Raw genomic sequence first — 15,429 nt, forward strand, 5'->3', positions numbered from 1 at the left:
CGCATGACATCGACGACGAATCGCGACGCCGGCGGCGTTCCACTGCTCGAGATCGACAACCTGCGCATCGCCTTCGCCACGCCACAGGGGCGCAGCGAGGCCGTGCGCGGCGTGAGCCTGCGCATGGGTCGCGAACGGCTTGCCGTGGTCGGCGAATCGGGCTCCGGAAAATCCATTACCTTCCGCGCGCTGCTGGGCCTGCTGCCCGCCAGCGCGACCGTCAGCGCCGACCGCATGGCGCTCGACGGCCGCAACCTGCTGGGGCTTGACGCCCGCAGTCTGCGCCAGTTGCGCGGACGGCGCATCGGCATGGTGGTGCAGGACCCGCGGCAAGGCCTGGACCCGCTGATGACCATCGGCCAGCAACTGGCCGAGATGCTCCGGCTGCACGGCAAGGGGCCGCGGCTGGGCGTGCAGCGGCGCGTGCGTGAGCTGCTGGCCGAGGTCCACATCCGCGAGCCCGGCCGTGTGGTGGATCTCTATCCGCACCAGGTGTCGGGTGGCATGGCGCAACGCGCGATGCTGGCCATGATGCTGTCGGCCGAGCCCGACCTGCTGATCGCCGACGAGGCCACTTCGGCGCTCGACGCCGTGGTGCGGCACCACATGCTGGCGCTGATCGACGAGCAGGTTCGGCTGCGCGGCATGGGGCTGATCCTGATCAGCCACGACCTCGACCTCGTGGCCGGCTACGCGGACCGCGTCATCGTGATGTACGCGGGGCGCGTGATGGAGGAGCTGCCGGCGGGCGGCATGGCGCTGGCGGCGACGCATCCGTACACGCGCGGCCTGATGGCCTGCCGGCCCTCGCTGGAACATCCCGGCGAGGAGCTTTCGGTCTTGAACAGGGACCCCGCATGGCTGAATTGAATCCGACGGCGCTCGATGTCTCGGACCTCGTGATCCGGCGCGGCGCCTCGACCGTGGTCTCGGGTGTCTCCTTCTCGGTGCCGGTGGGCGGCAGCCTCGGCATCGTCGGCGAGTCGGGCTGCGGCAAGAGCACCATCCTGCGCGCCATCGCCGGCATCGATCCCGACTGGCAGGGGCGAGTCGCCGTCATGGGGCGGTCGATCGGTCCGCGCCGCACGCTGGCCGACCGGCGGGCGCTGCAGATGGTGTTCCAGGACCCGCTGGCCGCGCTCAACCCGACCCACACCATCGACGAGGCGCTGCGCGAACCGCTGATCGTGCATGGCATGGACGCGCACGAGCAGCGCATCGCCGACGCGCTGCGAACCGTGGCGCTGCCGCCGACGGTGCGCTTCCGCTTTCCGGGCCAGCTCTCGGGCGGCCAGCGCCAGCGCGTTTGCATCGCGCGGGCGCTGCTGGTGGCGCCGCGGCTGCTGCTGCTCGACGAGCCGACCTCGGCGCTCGACGTCTCGGTCCAGGCCGAGGTGCTGAACCTGTTGTCGCGGCTGCGGCGCGAACTGCAGCAGGCCTTCGTGATGGTCAGCCATGACCTGCACGTCGTCGCCCACATGTGCGATCACATCGCCTTCATGGTCGGCGGCCGGTTTGTCGAGGTGCTGACGCGCGCCGACCTGGTCGCCGGCCGGGTGCGCTCCGACGAGGCGCGTGAACTCATGGCGGCCGCAGGCGCGCACTGAAAGCCTTCTCGGGCGGTCATCCAGAGTTCCACATAATAGAACATTTGTTTTTCATTTTGGAAATACCTAGGATCGATCCGCTGCGGAAGAACACCTCGTCCCTCTCTTTTATGTACCCGTATCCGTCCTCCACGCCATGAAAACTTCCGTGCCAGCCACCTTGCCCTTGTCGGGCGTTCGCGTCGTCGAATTCTGTTCGACGGCCTCCGGTCCGTTCTCGGCCATGCTGCTCGCGGACATGGGCGCCGATGTGATCAAGGTCGAGCCGCCCGGCGGCGACGGCCTGCGCCAGTGGCCGCCACTCAACGAGGGCTACAGCGAGAACTTTGCAGCGCTCAATCGCAACAAGCGCTCGGTCGCGCTGGACCTGAAGGCGCCGGCCGACGTGGCGCTGGCCCGCGAACTGATCCTCGACGCCGACATCCTGATCGAGAACAACCGGCCCGGCGTGATGGACCGGCTGGGCCTGGGCTACGCGAGCTTCGCCGAGAGCCGGCCGCAGTTGCTCTACTGCTCGATCTCGGCCTACGGCCAGAGCGGCCCGCGCTCGGGCGAGGGCGGCTTCGACCTCACCGTCCAGGCGGCGGCCGGCGTCATGAGCATCACCGGCGAGCCCGGTGGCGCGCCGGTCAAGTGCGGCGTGCCGCTGTCGGATTTCGCCTCCGGCCTGTATGCCGCCTTCTCGATCGCCGCGGCGCTGGCGCATGTGCGCGCCGGCGGGACCGGCGCGCACATCGACGTGCCGATGTTCGGCTGCACGCTGGGCATCGCGGCGCTGCAGACCAGCGAGTTTTTCGGCAACGGCCGCAGTCCGGTGAAGCTCGGTTCGGCGCATCCGCGCAACGCGCCCTACCAGGCCTTCCAGGCCGGCGATGGCTACTTCGCCATTGCCGCCGGCAACCACAAGCTGTGGCTCGACGTCTGCCGCGTGGTCGAGATGCCCGAGCTCGCATCGGATGCGCGCTTTCTCAGCACCACCGACAGGGCGGCGCACCAGGAGTCGCTCAAGCAGATCCTCGAAGAGGTGTTCATGCAGCAGCCTGTGGCGCACTGGATCGAGGCCTTCCATGCCGCGGGCGTGCCGCATGCGCGCATCAACGACTACGCCGCAGCGCTGGCCGACCCGCAGACGCTGCACATGGACTGGGTCCAGCCGCTGCAACTGCCCAACGGCCGGCAGACGCGCACCTTCGCGTCGCCCATCCGGCTGAACGGGCAGGGCTTCCCGATCCGCCGCGCACCGCCGGCACTCGGCGAGCACACCGAGGAAATCCGTCGCCAATTTGCCGGAGGGAGCGTCTGATGTCCGATCGGTTGCTCCAGTTCGTCGCGGCGATGACGCGTCTCGTCGACCTGCCGCAGGGTGCGCCGGCCGATGAGGTTGCGATGCTCGCCCAGGCGGCGCCATTGATGCGCCACCTGGTCGCGCGGGACGACTGGCTGCCCGATGCGATGGCGGCGAGCCATCCGCAGTACTACCAGCAGCATCTCTTGTACGGCGACCCGCTGGACCGCTTCTCGCTCGTGAGCTTCGTCTGGGGCCCGGGCCAGAAGACGCCGGTCCACGACCACACGGTGTGGGGAATCATCGGCATGCTGCGTGGCGCCGAGTGCGCGCAGCGCTACCTGCGCGAGCCGGATGGCCGGCTGCAGGCCGATGGCGACGAACTGCGCCTCGAGCCCGGCGACATCGACCAGGTGTCGCCTCGCATCGGCGACATCCACGTGGTGCGCAATGCGTTCGCCGACCGGACCTCGATCAGCATCCACCTGTACGGCGGCAACATCGGTCGCATCGCGCGCCACGTCTTCGTGCCCGAAACCGGCGAGAGCAAGGCCTTCGTGTCGGGCTACTCGAACGTGCTGGCGCCGAACCTGTGGGCCCGGGACTCGGCATGACGAGCGTCCCTTCCGAATTGCGGATCACGCGCAGCGACGACGTGATGCACCTGAGCCTGCAGCGCCCCGACAAGGGCAATGCGCTGTCGGCCGCGCTGGTGGTCGAGCTGACGCGGGCCGTCGAGGCCGCCGCCGCCGAGCAGGTGCGTCTGCTGGTGCTGTCGGGCGAAGGCCGGCACTTCTGCACCGGCTTCGACCTGTCCGGCCTCGACCAGGAGAGCGACGACAGCCTGATGGCGCGCTTCGTCCGCGTCGAGATGCTGCTGCAGGCGCTGCATGCGGCGCCGTTCACCACGCTGGCGCTGGCCCACGGCCGAACCATGGGCGCAGGTGCCGACCTGTTCTGCGCCTGCGCCGAACGCTGGATGGTCGGCGACACCTCGTTCGCCTTTCCGGGCGCCGCCTTCGGCCTGGTGCTCGGCACGGCGCGGTTGGCCGACACCGTCGGCCCGACGCAGGCGCGTGACTGGATCGAAGGCGGCCGCCTGATCGACGGACCGGCCGCCCTGGCCAGCGGACTGGCCACGCGGCAGCTGGTGCCCGAGGCGCTCGACGAGGAAGTGGCGCGGCTCGCCGCGCGCACGCGACGCCTCGATGGCCCGACGCAGCGCGCCGTCCACGCCGCCATCGACTGCGGTCGCCGGCCTCGCGGCGATGCGGGCGATGCACAGGACCTGCTGCGCCTCGCCCACTCGGCCGCACGGCCCGGCCTGCGCGACCGCATCGCCGCCTACCGCGCCGCCCAGACGAAAGCCTGAGACGCGCCGTCGTTCATTTCTCCCGAAGGATTTTCAACAGTGACTCCAGTTCCGTCTTCGCATCCACTCTCGACGCTGCTCAATCCCCGCTCGGTGGCGGTCATCGGCGCCTCGGAGGACCAGACCAAGTTCGGCGGCCGCCTGTACAAGACGCTGCTGCAGCATCGCTACGACGGCGCGGTGTATCCGATCAACCCGGGCCGCGATTCGCTGTTCGGTCTCAAGACCTATGCCAGCGTCGACGCCACGCCGACGGCGCCGGACATGGTCATCATGGCGCTGCCGCGCAACAAGGTGAAGGACGAGATCGCGGCCTGTGCGGCACGCGGTGCCAAGGCCGGCATCATCATCACGTCGAAGTTCTCCGACGCAGGCCCCGAGGGCCTGGCCCTTGAGCGCGAGGTGGTGGCCGCGGCCGCCGCGCACGGCATGCGGCTGATCGGTCCCAACTGCCTCGGGCTGATCAGTCCGACCAACAAGCTGGTGCTGTGCTCGTCGCCGGCGCTCAATGTCGATCACCTGATCGAGGCCCCGATCGGCTTCATCAGCCAGAGCGGCGCGCTGATGGGCACCTTGTTCGATCGCTCGCACGGCATGGGCATCGGCTTTTCGCACTGCGTCTCGGTCGGCAACCAGGCCGACCTCGAGCTCACGGACTTCATCGAGTTCCTGATCGAGGACGAGCGCACCCAGGTGATCTGCAGCTACGTGGAAGGCATCAAGTCGCCGCAGCGCTTCGTCGAGCTGGCGCGCCGCGCGCGGGCGGCGGGCAAGCCCTGGCTGATGGTCAAGGCCGGCGCCACCGCGGACGGCAGCCGTGCCGCCTACTCGCACACGGCCAGCCTGGCCGGCGACTTCGCGGCCCTCAAGGCGGTCTGCGAGCGCGAGAACGTGGTCATGCTGGACGACCCGCTCGACATGCTGAGCCTGGCGCGGGCGATGGTCCGCTACCCGAAGCGCATGGTGCGCAACGTGGCCGTGATCACCACCTCGGGCGGTGGCGGCGCGATCACGGCCGACCAGCTCTCGCATGCCGGCATCCCGCTGGCCCGCTTCGCGCCCGCCACGATCGAGGGTCTTGCGGAGCACTATTCCGAAGGCCAGGCCGCCAATCCGATCGACGTCGGCGGCCGCAAGCACGACGGCACCGACGAGCTCGGCGTGGTCACGGCCGAGCTGGCGCTCTCCGACCCGAACACCGACCTCGGACTGATGGTTCTGACCACCGCGCCGGACGTACCGGGACTGACGCTGCAGCTGGCCGACGGCGCCGACAAGCCCCGCGCCGGCGGCAAGCCGACGCTCTATGTGATGCTGCCGGGCCGCGTGGCGGTGCCGGCGCGCGCCATCCTGGTCGAACGCGGGCTGCCTTACGTCGACACGCTGGCCGAGGCCATGAGCGTGCTGCGGGGCTGGAAGTCGTGGTCCGACTACCGCGAGCCGGCACCCGCCGTGCGGCCGACCGACAACTACCGCTTCGAGCGGCCCGCGGCCGGTGCGCTCGGCGAGGCGGCCTCGAAGGCGCTGGTGGGCAGCGCGGGGCTGCCGGTGAACCGTGAACGGCTGGTGCGCAACGCCGACGAGGCGATGGCGGCCGCCGCGCAACTGGGCTTCCCGCTGGTCCTCAAGGTGGTGTCGCCCGACATCGCCCACAAGTCGGACGTCGGCGGCGTGGCCTTGAACATCGCCGACGCCGCCGACCTGCGCGAGCGCCTGGCGCGGATGCAGGCCCGCATCGCCGAAGCCGCACCCAACGCCCGCATCGACGGCTACTCGCTGCAGGCGCAGGAGTCGGGCGAGCTCGAGCTGATCATCGGCGCGCGCCGCGATGCGCAATTCGGTGCCCAGGTGCTCGTCGGCGCCGGCGGGGTGCTCGTGGAGTTGCTCAAGGACATCGCGGTGCTGCCGGCGCCGGTCGACGCGCAAAGCGCAAGGCGTGCCGTCGAAGGCCTGAAGGTGGCGCCGCTGCTGGCCGCCTACCGCGGGCGCGGCGCACTCGACGTCGACGCGGTGGTGGACGCCATCGTGCGGCTGGGCTGGCTGGCCCATGACCTGGCGAGCGCGTCACCGGGCGACGACTTCGAGATCGAAGTCAACCCGCTCAAGGTCCGGCTCAAGGGCCAGGGCGCGGTGGCCGTCGACGCCCGCGCGCGCATCGGCAATCCCTGATCCCTCATCGATTCACTGGAGACACATCACATGGCACAAATCAAGATCGAACAGCACGGCAAGGTCACGCTGTTCACCATCGACCGCCCGTCGCGCAAGAACGCGATCTGCAAGGACACGGCGCTCGAGCTGCAGGCCGGCTTCGCCGAGTTCGACGCCTCGGAGCAGCGGGTGGCGGTGATCACCGGCAGCGGCAACGACGCGTTCTCGTCCGGCGCCGACGTCAGCAACCTGCCCGAACTCTGGCGCTGCATTCCGGGCTCGGGCTTCACGACCGACAAGCCCATCATCGCCGCGACGGCGGGCTGGGTGGTCGGCGGCGCGATGGTGCTGACCATGATGTGCGACCTGCTGGTGGCGGCCGAGAACACCAGGTTCTCCTACCCCGAAGCGCGCCTCGGCTTCACCGGCGGCATGATCGCCGGCCTGGCGGCGCGGATCCCGCACAAGGTCGCGATGGACATCATGCTGCTCGGCCGCAGCGTGGAGGCGAAGCGGGCCTACGAGGTCGGTCTGGCCACCGACGTGGTGCCGGTCGGCAAGCAAGTCGAGGTCGCGATGCAGCAGGCCGAGACGCTGGCCAGGTCGGCGCCGCTGGTGCTCGCGACCATCAAGCGCTTCGTCAACCAGCATGTGCTGCCGAAGAGCCCGTCGGAGGCCATGGCCGAGACCCTGCGCCAGCTCAACGTGGTGCGCGACAGCGCGGATATCCAGGAAGGCATGACGGCCTTCCGCGAGAAGCGCACCCCGGTCTACACGGGCCGCTGAGTGCGCCCGCCATTCGAAGACAAACCCAGACACCCACCATCGCCATGTCCCCAACGCTTCGACACCTGCTGTGGCCGCTCGGCGCAGCCCTGATTGCGCTGACCGCATCGTCCGCGCACGCCCAGGCCGCATCGGCGGGCTGGCCGAACAAGCCGATCCGCGTGATCGTCCCGTATCCGGCCGGCGGCAATTCCGACGCCATCGGCCGCTTCATCGCCGACAAGCTCGGCGCGGCGCTCGGGCAATCGATGGTGGTCGACAACCGCGGCGGCGCGGGCGCCACGATCGGCGCCGACCTGGCCGCGCGTGCGCCCGGCGACGGCTACACCTTCATGGTGGCGCCCACGGCGGTGTTCGCGATCACGCCGCACCTGCGCAAGGTGCCCTACAGTCCGTTCACCGATTTCGTGCCGATCGCGCAGCTGACCGGCAGCTACTCGATCGCGACCGCGCGCAAGGACGCGCCCTTCAACGACGTCAAGGAACTCGTGGCCGCCGCGCGCAAGGCGCCGGGCAAGTACACCTTCGGCTCGGCCGGCCCGGCGACCGCCACCCACCTGGCGGGCGAGATGGTCAACTACAAGGCCGGCATCAGCATGCTGCACGTGCCCTACAAGGGCTCGGCCGAGGCGCTCTCGGACCTGATGGGCGGGCGCATCGACATGATCTACGACCCGGTGAGCCTGACCCAGGTCAAGGCCGGCAAGGTCAAGGCGATCGCGGTGCTGAGCAAGACGCGCCATCCCGAACTGCCGGACGTGCCGACGATCCGGGAGCAGGGCTACGACCTCGACACGCGCAGCTGGTTCGGCCTGTTCGCGCCCAAGGGGACGCCCAAGGCGGTGGTCGATCGGACGGCCGCCGAGGTCGAGAAGATCCTCGCGACCGAAGAGGCACGGCAGTTGTTGTTGCGCATGAGCCAGTACCCGGAATTCGTCGGTCCCGCCGCCTTCGCCGCGCAGATCAAGGACGACAGTGCCTTCTTCAAGGACCTGATCGTGCGCGCCGACATCCACGTCGAATAGGGACGCCGCATGTTGCCTGGATGGCTTGCGAGAGCGCTGATCGCCGTGGCGGCTTGCTGCCTGGCGCCGGCTTCGATGGCGCAGGGCCAGTGGCCCGATCGGCCGATCCGGATGATCGTGCCGTACCCGCCGGGCGGCACCAGCGACAACCTCGGACGGCTAGTGGCGCAGCGGCTCGGCGCGAACCTGAATGCGACTGTGATCGTCGACAACCGACCCGGCGGCACCACGCAGATCGGCACCGAACTGGCCTCGCGCGCCGCCCCGGACGGCTACACGGTGCTGCTCGGCGCCGTGACCGCATTCACCGTGCTGCCGCACCTGCGCAACAGGCTGCCTTACGACCCGATCAACGGTTTCGAGCCGCTGGGCGGCGTGGCGCAGTACCTGTCGGTGTTGTCGGTACGCAAGGATCTCGGCGTGGCCAGCCTGCCCGAGCTTGTGCAGATGGCCAAGGCGCGACCCGGGAAGCTGAGCTACGGTTCGGCCGGCCAGGCGTCCTTCGGCCACATCGCCGGCGAGACCCTCAAGCGCGAGACCGGCATCGACATGCTGCATGTGCCGTTCAAAGGCTCGGCCGATGCCGTCAATGCGCTGGCGGCAGGGCAGATCGACATGCTGATCGACGGCGCGACCGTCCCGCTGGCCAGGGATGGACGCGTGCGGCCGCTGGCCGCCTTCGGCGCAGTGCGCCATCCCGAGCTGCCCGAGGTGCCGAGCCTCCCCGAGACCGGCATCCAGGTGAAGCAGCCGGCCGGGCCCGGCTGGGGCTTGTTCGCGCCCAAGGGCACCCCGGCGGCGATCAACCAGCGCTATTCGCAAGCGCTGCAGGCCTTGCTGGCCGAGCCCGACACCCAGGCCAAGCTGCGCCGCATCAGCACGCTGCCCGACTGGCGGTCGCCCGAAGCGCTTCGTCGCGCGATCCAGGGCGACCACCGGCTCTATGGCGAGCTGTTGCCCGCCATCGGTCTTCGCGCCGAAGACTGAACGGGCGCTGGCGCCGGACCCGCGTTCGACGCGATCAACCACTGCGCCGCGTAGTAGCTTGCCAGCACCCACAGCGAGGCCACCGGCAGCGGCTGGACGAATCGATTGGTCGCCAGCAGCGCGTCGCTCACCATGAAGAGGCAGGCACCCAGCGCCACCTGCCGCGCGCTCGCATCGCCCAGAACGGCCGCGCGGCCGAGGGCCTGGGCCGCCATGCAGGCGATCACCATGACATAGACGCCGACCGGAATCCGCAGGCCGGCGGGCAGGCCGCCCCACCACAGGAAGGCGTACATCACGGCGCCGATCGCCAGCGTGGCCGCCAGCGCGCGCGGGCGCGGAAAGAGCCCCACGCCGTCGGCGAACAGCGCGATGTACGCGAGATGAGCGAGCAAAAATGCCAACAAGCCTGGGACGAAGAGGCTCGGCCACATCAGCAGCACATCGCCGGCCAGCGAGGCCGCCAGGCCCGCGATCAGCAGCAGGGCGAAGCGGCCCGGCATGGCGCTGGTGCGTGCGCGGGTCACGGCGAAAACGATCAGGATCGCGAGCGCCAGCGGCTTGAAGACGACGTGAAGACCCGAGAGTCCGAGCGCGCCGCTCGCGGTCGCCAGCGCGGCGGCGTCGACGAACAGCACGCCGATCACCGGCAGCCGGCCCTGCAGCACCGCGCCCGTGGCCCAGAGCCCGGCGGTCAGCGCGCCGAGCCACACCAGCGAGGTGGTGAATGCGAGCGCGTCCGAGAACCACAGGAAGGCGGTGGCGCCGCCCAGCAGCAGGACGAACTGCAGCGCCGCGAAGGCCTGCACGCCGCGCGAGGCCGGCGGCTCGTAGCGCTGCACCTGGCGGATGTCGAAGGGCGGCTTCGGGTCGCTGGCCGCGAGGTCGGCCGGCCGCCAGCCCGGGGGCTTGAGCCACAGGCGCAGCTTGTCGCTCCAGCGCCGGGTGCGCCAGCTGTCGCGCGCCAGCGACCAATAGACTTCGGCGTTGGCCCACACCGGATCCCAGCTGCGCAGCGGGCTCCGGGTGCCGTAGACGCAGGGCTCGTCCTCTTCCTTGAAGGTGCCGAACAGCCGGTCCCAGACGATCAGCACGCCGCCGTAGTTGCGGTCGACGTAGCGATCGTTGACCGCGTGATGCACCCGGTGGTTGGAGGGCGAGCAGAACCAGCGGTCGAACCAGCCCAGCCTGCCGACCTGCTCGGTGTGGACCCAGAACTGGTAGAGCAGGTCGACCAGCGCGACCACGCCGAAGACCAGCGGCGGCACGCCGGCAATGGCCATCGGCAGGTAGAAGATCCAGCCGAACAGCGCACCGCTGGAGGTCTGGCGCAGCGCGGTCGAGAGGTTGTAGTGCTGGCTCTGGTGGTGCACCACGTGCGCCGCCCACAGCACCGCGCTCTCGTGGCCGAAGCGGTGCAGCCAGTAGTAGCAGAAGTCGTAGAAGACCAGCGCCGCCAGCCAGCCGTACCAGCGCATCCAGAAATCCTCGTCGGGAAACAGCGCGAAGGCCGACCAGCAGGCGGTGTAGATGCCGATGCGCAGCAGTCCGGTGAGGGCCGCGCTGATCTGGCTCAGCATCCCCAGGCCGATGCTGTTGAGCGTGTCGGGCAGGCGGTAGGTGTCCTGGCCGGTGCCGCGCCGCGCGCGCAGCCGGCCGACCAGGAACTCGATCCCGATCAGCAGGAAAAAGACGGGGGTCGCGAGAACGATGATCTGGCCAGGTCGCATGACAGCGATTCTCGGCGGCACGAAAGGCGAATCACCCCCAGGCTTCCCCTGTCACGAACGCGTCACCGCGGCGCCACCGGCGCGTCACGCGCGGCTGCGATCGTGCCCTTCCATGCAACGCGACGACGCCTTTCTTCGCGCATGGCGCGATACGACCGGTCCGGCTGGCGCCGTGGCCGATGACGAAGTCACACGGCCGCCACAGCGCTACCGCACCCTGTGGATCTCCGATCTGCACCTGGGCACGCCCGGCTGCCAGGCGCGGGCGCTGCTCGATTTCCTCGGGCACACCGAGTGCGAGACCCTGTTCCTGGTCGGCGACATCATCGACGGCTGGCAGCTGCGCTGCCACTGGTACTGGCCGCAGGCGCACAACGACGTGATCCAGAAGCTGCTGCGCAAGGCGCGCAAGGGCACGCGGGTGATCTTCATCCCGGGCAACCACGATGAGTTCGCGCGCAAGTACCTGCACCACAACTTCGGCGGCATCGACGTCGCGGAGGAGTGGATCCACGAGACCGCCGACGGCCGCAAGCTGTGGGTCATGCACGGCGACCTGTTCGACGGTGTGATCCAGTGCGCCAAGTGGCTGGCCCATGTGGGGGATTCGCTGTACGAGTTCACCCTCAAGCTGAACCGGCATCTCAACTCGCTGCGTGCACGCATGGGGCTGCCTTACTGGTCGCTGTCCAAGTACCTGAAGCAGAAGGTCAAGCGGGCGGTCAGCTACGTCGGCGACTTCGAGAGCGCGGTGGCGCGCGAGGCCCGCCGGCGCGGCGTGCAGGGCGTGGTCTGCGGCCATATCCACCACGCGGAACTCCGGGACATCGACGGCATCCTCTATGCCAACGACGGCGACTGGGTCGAGAGCCTGACCGCGCTGGCCGAGCACGCCGACGGCTCGCTCGAGATCCTGCACTGGGCCGGACAGCTGCCGGCGAGTTCCAGTGTCGGCACTGCGGCTTCGCGGCGCACGGCGGTGCACGCATGACCGGCACGTCAAGGGCCCGGACCGTCGACCTGGTCTACTTCAACGCCGGCGGCGGACACCGCGCCTCGGCACTGGCGCTGGAGGCTGCGATCCAGCGCGCCGGCCTGCCGTGGACCGTGCGGCGGGTCAATCTGCGCGAGGTGCTGGACCCCAGGGACAGCTTCCGCAAGCTGACCGGCATGGACCCCGAGGACGTCTACAACAAGCGGCTCGCACGCGGCTGGACGCTGGGACTGGCGCAGGAACTCAAGCTGCTCCAGGGCATGATCCGATGGAGCCATGCGGCGCTGGTCCGGCCGTTGCAGCAGCACTGGCTGGCGACCGAGCCGGACATGGTCGTGTCGCTGATCCCGAACTTCAACCGCGCGCTGTGCGAGTCGCTGGCCTCGACGCTGCCGGGCGTTCCCTACGTGACCGTGCTGACCGACCTGGCCGATCACCCGCCGCATTTCTGGATCGAGAAGGGGCTGGACCAGCACCTGGTCTGCGGCTCGCCGAAGGCGGTCCAGCAGGCGCGCTCGGCCGGCTATGCGGACGAACGGATCCACGCCAGCTCGGGCATGCTGATGCGCGCGGCCTTCCATGCGCTGCCGACGATCGACCGCGCCGCCGAGCGCCGCCGGCTGGGGCTCGATGCGGATCGGCCGACCGGCATCGTGCTGTTCGGCGGCCAGGGCTCGAAGGCGATGCTCGGGATCGCGAAGCGCCTGCCCGAGACCCCGCTCATCCTCGCCTGCGGCCACAACGCCGCGCTCGCGCGGGCCCTGCGCGCGTTGCCGGCGCGGGCGCCCCGGCTGGTGCTGGAATTCACGCCCGACATCGCGCACTACATGCGCCTGGCGGACTTCTTCATCGGCAAGCCCGGCCCCGGCAGCCTGAGCGAGGCGGTGCAGATGCAGTTGCCGGTGATCGTGGTCCGCAACCGCTGGACGCTGCCGCAGGAACGCTACAACGCCCAGTGGGTGCGCGAGCAGGGCGTGGGGCTGGTTTGCAGCAGCTTCACCCGGGTGGCGCAGGCGGTCGATGAACTGACCGGCCAACTGGACCGCTACCAGGCGGCGACGCGCAGGGTACAGAACCGCGCGATGTTCGAGCTGCCGGCGATCCTGCAGGAAGTCCTCGCCCGGGCGGAGGCCCCTGCCTTCGAGCCCGTCTCGGTGCAGGCTTGAACGTAGAACTTTGTAACTACAAAAGGTTACACTCACCTCGGAGCAACCGAGGAGAAGACTGTGAAAAAGACATGCGGGCGTGTACTCCCTGGCATCTTGATCCTGGCGTCGTCGTTGGCCGGCTGCGAGGGCGGCAGCCGGACCGCATCGTCAGGCGGTGCCTCGACGACCTTGGTGGCAGCGCCGACGCCGGTCGTTGTCACCTGGCAGCCCGAGAACAAGCTGGCGGAGTTCCTCAGCGGCTGGCGTCCGAAGGAACAGGCATCCGGGCGCTGAAAAAAGAAAAGCCCCGCAAGTCGTTGACTCACGGGGCCTTCTTGATTTTTGGTGGCTCTTCACGGACTCGAACCGCGGACCTGTGGATTATGATTCCATCGCTCTAACCGACTGAGCTAAAGAGCCGAGCCCAGGATTATAGCCTGTTCAAAAGCGCCTTCAGCCGCCCCGCGGAAGTTTCGCGAGTTCGTCGCTCACCCGCCGCACGATCAGCCGCTTTCGCGAACGGCTGCCAACTCCAGGCGACGGTCCGGTCCGTAGAAGGTGAGGTGAGAATCTGCCGATGCTTTCGCCCGCCGCGATTTCCGACGCCCTCGATGCCATGCCGGACGACCAGTTGATGCTGGCCTATGCCGGCGGCGACACCAGCGCCTTCGACGTGCTCTACGCGCGCCACGAAAGCGCGCTGTTCCGCTTTGTCCGGCGGCTGCTGGGCATGCGGCTTGCGGCCGAAACGGACGAGGTGTTCCAGGAGACCTGGATGCGGATCGTCGCCGCGCGAGACAGCTTTTCGCCGCGGGGGGGCACCTGGCGCACCTGGGCTTTCACGATCGCGCACAACGTCGCGATGGATCGGCTGCGCATGAGCGGCCGCGAGGTCGCCTTCTATGCCCACGACGAGGACGGCGACGGCCTCGAGGCCGCGCAGCTCTTCAGCCGCGGCTTGCTGCGCGACAGCGCCGCGGTCGGCGATGCCGCGCACCCGTCGGCCGAGGAGCTGGCGTTCTGGCGCGCCGCCGGCAGGCGCCTGCTGGCCTGCCTCGACGAATTGCCGGACGACCAGCGCGCCGCCTTCCTGCTGCACCACGAAGACGGCTTCACGGTGGAGGCGATGGCCGACACGCTGGACATCGGCTTCGAAACCGTCCGCAGCCGCCTGCGCTACGGGTTGAGGAAGCTGCGCGGCTGCATGGAGCGCTACCTGTCGGTGCTGGGGCGGCGCGCATGAACTCGATGCCGGACGAACCAGATGATCTGCGAGACGAGCACCTGCGGCGCGCGCTCGCGCATGCGCCCGACCACAGTGCCGTGCCCGACTGGCGGCTGCGCAAGGCGATCCTGAGGAGGGCGCACGATGCCATCGGCGCGACCGACCCGGACACCGATGCGGCCGAACTGGAACGAGCCGCCCGCCCGTGGTGGCGCCGTGCCGCGGACCGCGGCGGCAAGGATGCCAGGCGCACCCGCATGCCCTGGCGCGCGGCCTTCGCGACCGTGCTGCTGGCGGTGCTGGCGGGCCTGCTCTGGCAGCGCGAACCGGTGCCCCGGTCAGGCCTCGATGCCGAAACGCCGGTGAGCGTGCCTTCGCCGCCGGTGCCCGCGCCGAGCGCTGCGCCCGCCCGGCCCGATGCCGGTTCGGCGGCGTCTTCGGCCGAGTCCGTCGCTGCGCCGCCGCCGCCGCCGGCACCCGCTGCACCTGCGCGCCCGGAAGCGCCGCCCGCGGTCGACCGTGCCGCGCGCCTGGCGCCGCAGGAACTGCCGCCGGCGCGATCACGCAAGGAGCCCGAGGCGATCGCGCAAGCGCCCGCCAGCATCGATCGTGCGCCGGCCGCTCCGGTGGTACCCAGGGCCGCACCCGTCGCACCCGTCGCACCCACCGTGCCCGCCGTGCCCACCGTGCCCACCGTGCCCACCGTTCCCACTGCGCCCACCGCGCCCACCGCGCCGGACGCGGCCCGGAAGGCGCCGCCCGCGGTTCGCACCGACGAGACTGAACCGCCCACCTTCGCGGCGCTGTCGACGTGGAACCGAATCACGATCAGCCGGCGCGGCGGCGAGAGCCGGAGCCTGCCGCGGGCCGAAGCGCGCGAGTTGAATGCCTTGCTGGGATCGGCCGCGCTGTCGGCGGTCGGGCCTCGACCGCTGGCCGGCGCACCCGAGTGGCGGGTCACGCTGGAGCGCAGCGGCGAGGTGCTGGCGGTGTTCGAGGTCGCCGGGTCTCAGGTGCGCTGGCGCGAGGGCCGCGCGCCGGCCGGCACGGGCGTGCCGCCGGCGCCGGCGCTGGCGGCCTTGCGCGAGGCGCTGCGGGTCGCTGTGCAGCCCCCGGACG

At 70.0% G+C, this 15,429-nt stretch carries 15 protein-coding genes and 1 tRNA gene; 14 read left to right on the plus strand and 2 right to left on the minus strand.

Annotation, left to right across the window (positions count from 1 at the left end):
- Nucleotides 1-3: 3 nt before the first annotated feature.
- The 9 genes from AC1DYK_RS12205 (at nucleotide 4) to AC1DYK_RS12245 (ending at nucleotide 9,213) form a co-directional block, all read left to right on the plus strand.
- Entirely contained in the window at nucleotides 4-870 is an 867-nt protein-coding gene (locus AC1DYK_RS12205; RefSeq protein WP_478166539.1) for an ABC transporter ATP-binding protein, read from the plus strand.
- Nucleotides 858-1,607, plus strand: coding sequence for an ABC transporter ATP-binding protein (locus AC1DYK_RS12210; protein WP_478166540.1), 750 nt, complete (start codon nucleotides 858-860; stop codon nucleotides 1,605-1,607). Before AC1DYK_RS12205 ends, AC1DYK_RS12210 begins: the two co-directional genes overlap by 13 nt.
- A 136-nt stretch (nucleotides 1,608-1,743) precedes the next feature.
- Complete coding sequence (locus AC1DYK_RS12215) at nucleotides 1,744-2,910, plus strand: CaiB/BaiF CoA transferase family protein (protein ID WP_478166541.1); 1,167 nt, start codon at nucleotides 1,744-1,746, stop codon at nucleotides 2,908-2,910.
- Nucleotides 2,910-3,506 carry a cysteine dioxygenase family protein gene (locus AC1DYK_RS12220; protein WP_478166542.1) on the plus strand — a complete coding sequence of 199 codons (597 nt, stop codon included), beginning with the start codon at nucleotides 2,910-2,912 and terminating at the stop codon, nucleotides 3,504-3,506. The genes AC1DYK_RS12215 and AC1DYK_RS12220 overlap by 1 nt, the downstream gene beginning before the upstream one ends.
- On the plus strand, nucleotides 3,503-4,264 hold the full coding sequence (locus AC1DYK_RS12225) for an enoyl-CoA hydratase/isomerase family protein (protein WP_478166543.1): 762 nt from the start codon (nucleotides 3,503-3,505) through the stop codon (nucleotides 4,262-4,264). The genes AC1DYK_RS12220 and AC1DYK_RS12225 overlap by 4 nt, the downstream gene beginning before the upstream one ends.
- A 39-nt stretch (nucleotides 4,265-4,303) precedes the next feature.
- Nucleotides 4,304-6,433 carry an acetate--CoA ligase family protein gene (locus AC1DYK_RS12230; RefSeq protein WP_478166544.1) on the plus strand — a complete coding sequence of 710 codons (2,130 nt, stop codon included), beginning with the start codon at nucleotides 4,304-4,306 and terminating at the stop codon, nucleotides 6,431-6,433.
- Nucleotides 6,434-6,463: 30 nt separating this feature from the next.
- On the plus strand, nucleotides 6,464-7,201 hold the full coding sequence (locus AC1DYK_RS12235; protein ID WP_478166545.1) for an enoyl-CoA hydratase/isomerase family protein: 738 nt from the start codon (nucleotides 6,464-6,466) through the stop codon (nucleotides 7,199-7,201).
- A gap of 44 nt (nucleotides 7,202-7,245) precedes the next feature.
- A complete protein-coding gene (locus AC1DYK_RS12240; protein WP_478166546.1) occupies nucleotides 7,246-8,226 on the plus strand; it encodes a Bug family tripartite tricarboxylate transporter substrate binding protein in 981 nt (326 codons plus the stop codon).
- A gap of 9 nt (nucleotides 8,227-8,235) precedes the next feature.
- Nucleotides 8,236-9,213, plus strand: coding sequence for a Bug family tripartite tricarboxylate transporter substrate binding protein (locus AC1DYK_RS12245; RefSeq protein ID WP_478166547.1), 978 nt, complete (start codon nucleotides 8,236-8,238; stop codon nucleotides 9,211-9,213).
- Here the strand turns inward: AC1DYK_RS12245 and AC1DYK_RS12250 are convergent.
- On the minus strand, nucleotides 9,168-10,943 hold the full coding sequence (locus AC1DYK_RS12250; RefSeq protein ID WP_478166548.1) for a lysoplasmalogenase family protein: 1,776 nt from the start codon (nucleotides 10,941-10,943) through the stop codon (nucleotides 9,168-9,170). The two genes, AC1DYK_RS12245 and AC1DYK_RS12250, sit on opposite strands and share 46 nt — an antisense overlap.
- Before the next feature lie 112 nt (nucleotides 10,944-11,055).
- Here AC1DYK_RS12250 and AC1DYK_RS12255 point away from each other — a divergent pair, with 112 nt between their 5' ends.
- From AC1DYK_RS12255 to AC1DYK_RS12265, 3 genes are read left to right on the plus strand one after another with little or no spacing between them, the layout of a single operon-like run.
- Nucleotides 11,056-11,934 carry a UDP-2,3-diacylglucosamine diphosphatase gene (locus AC1DYK_RS12255; protein WP_478166549.1) on the plus strand — a complete coding sequence of 293 codons (879 nt, stop codon included), beginning with the start codon at nucleotides 11,056-11,058 and terminating at the stop codon, nucleotides 11,932-11,934.
- The gene (locus AC1DYK_RS12260; RefSeq protein ID WP_478166550.1) at nucleotides 11,931-13,103 is read left to right on the plus strand and encodes a glycosyltransferase; all 1,173 of its coding nucleotides are present in this window, start codon (nucleotides 11,931-11,933) and stop codon (nucleotides 13,101-13,103) included. Before AC1DYK_RS12255 ends, AC1DYK_RS12260 begins: the two co-directional genes overlap by 4 nt.
- A gap of 60 nt (nucleotides 13,104-13,163) precedes the next feature.
- Entirely contained in the window at nucleotides 13,164-13,379 is a 216-nt protein-coding gene (locus AC1DYK_RS12265) for a hypothetical protein (RefSeq protein WP_478166551.1), read from the plus strand.
- Nucleotides 13,380-13,428: 49 nt separating this feature from the next.
- Here the strand turns inward: AC1DYK_RS12265 and AC1DYK_RS12270 are convergent.
- Nucleotides 13,429-13,505, minus strand: a tRNA-Met gene (locus AC1DYK_RS12270).
- A gap of 157 nt (nucleotides 13,506-13,662) precedes the next feature.
- Here AC1DYK_RS12270 and AC1DYK_RS12275 point away from each other — a divergent pair.
- Both AC1DYK_RS12275 and AC1DYK_RS12280 read left to right on the plus strand, forming a co-directional pair.
- Nucleotides 13,663-14,328, plus strand: coding sequence for a sigma-70 family RNA polymerase sigma factor (locus tag AC1DYK_RS12275; RefSeq protein ID WP_478166552.1), 666 nt, complete (start codon nucleotides 13,663-13,665; stop codon nucleotides 14,326-14,328).
- A 5-nt stretch (nucleotides 14,329-14,333) separates the two neighbouring features.
- On the plus strand, nucleotides 14,334-15,429 hold a 1,096-nt coding region (locus tag AC1DYK_RS12280), incomplete at its 3' end, for a hypothetical protein (protein WP_478166553.1).

It is taken from the genome of Variovorax sp. P2_H12, from assembly GCF_056403395.1.

What these genes read in the sequence shown, in the direction of transcription:
- AC1DYK_RS12275 (WP_478166552.1), top strand. Translation starts at nt 13,663, where the DNA reads ATGCTTTCGCCCGCCGCGATTTCCGACGCCCTCGATGCCATGCCGGAC.
- AC1DYK_RS12250 (WP_478166548.1), bottom strand. Translation starts at nt 10,943, where the DNA reads ATGCGACCTGGCCAGATCATCGTTCTCGCGACCCCCGTCTTTTTCCTG.
- AC1DYK_RS12215 (WP_478166541.1), top strand. Translation starts at nt 1,744, where the DNA reads ATGAAAACTTCCGTGCCAGCCACCTTGCCCTTGTCGGGCGTTCGCGTC.
- AC1DYK_RS12245 (WP_478166547.1), top strand. Translation starts at nt 8,236, where the DNA reads ATGTTGCCTGGATGGCTTGCGAGAGCGCTGATCGCCGTGGCGGCTTGC.
- AC1DYK_RS12220 (WP_478166542.1), top strand. Translation starts at nt 2,910, where the DNA reads ATGTCCGATCGGTTGCTCCAGTTCGTCGCGGCGATGACGCGTCTCGTC.
- AC1DYK_RS12225 (WP_478166543.1), top strand. Translation starts at nt 3,503, where the DNA reads ATGACGAGCGTCCCTTCCGAATTGCGGATCACGCGCAGCGACGACGTG.
- AC1DYK_RS12260 (WP_478166550.1), top strand. Translation starts at nt 11,931, where the DNA reads ATGACCGGCACGTCAAGGGCCCGGACCGTCGACCTGGTCTACTTCAAC.
- AC1DYK_RS12210 (WP_478166540.1), top strand. Translation starts at nt 858, where the DNA reads ATGGCTGAATTGAATCCGACGGCGCTCGATGTCTCGGACCTCGTGATC.
- AC1DYK_RS12205 (WP_478166539.1), top strand. Translation starts at nt 4, where the DNA reads ATGACATCGACGACGAATCGCGACGCCGGCGGCGTTCCACTGCTCGAG.
- AC1DYK_RS12240 (WP_478166546.1), top strand. Translation starts at nt 7,246, where the DNA reads ATGTCCCCAACGCTTCGACACCTGCTGTGGCCGCTCGGCGCAGCCCTG.
- AC1DYK_RS12235 (WP_478166545.1), top strand. Translation starts at nt 6,464, where the DNA reads ATGGCACAAATCAAGATCGAACAGCACGGCAAGGTCACGCTGTTCACC.
- AC1DYK_RS12255 (WP_478166549.1), top strand. Translation starts at nt 11,056, where the DNA reads ATGCAACGCGACGACGCCTTTCTTCGCGCATGGCGCGATACGACCGGT.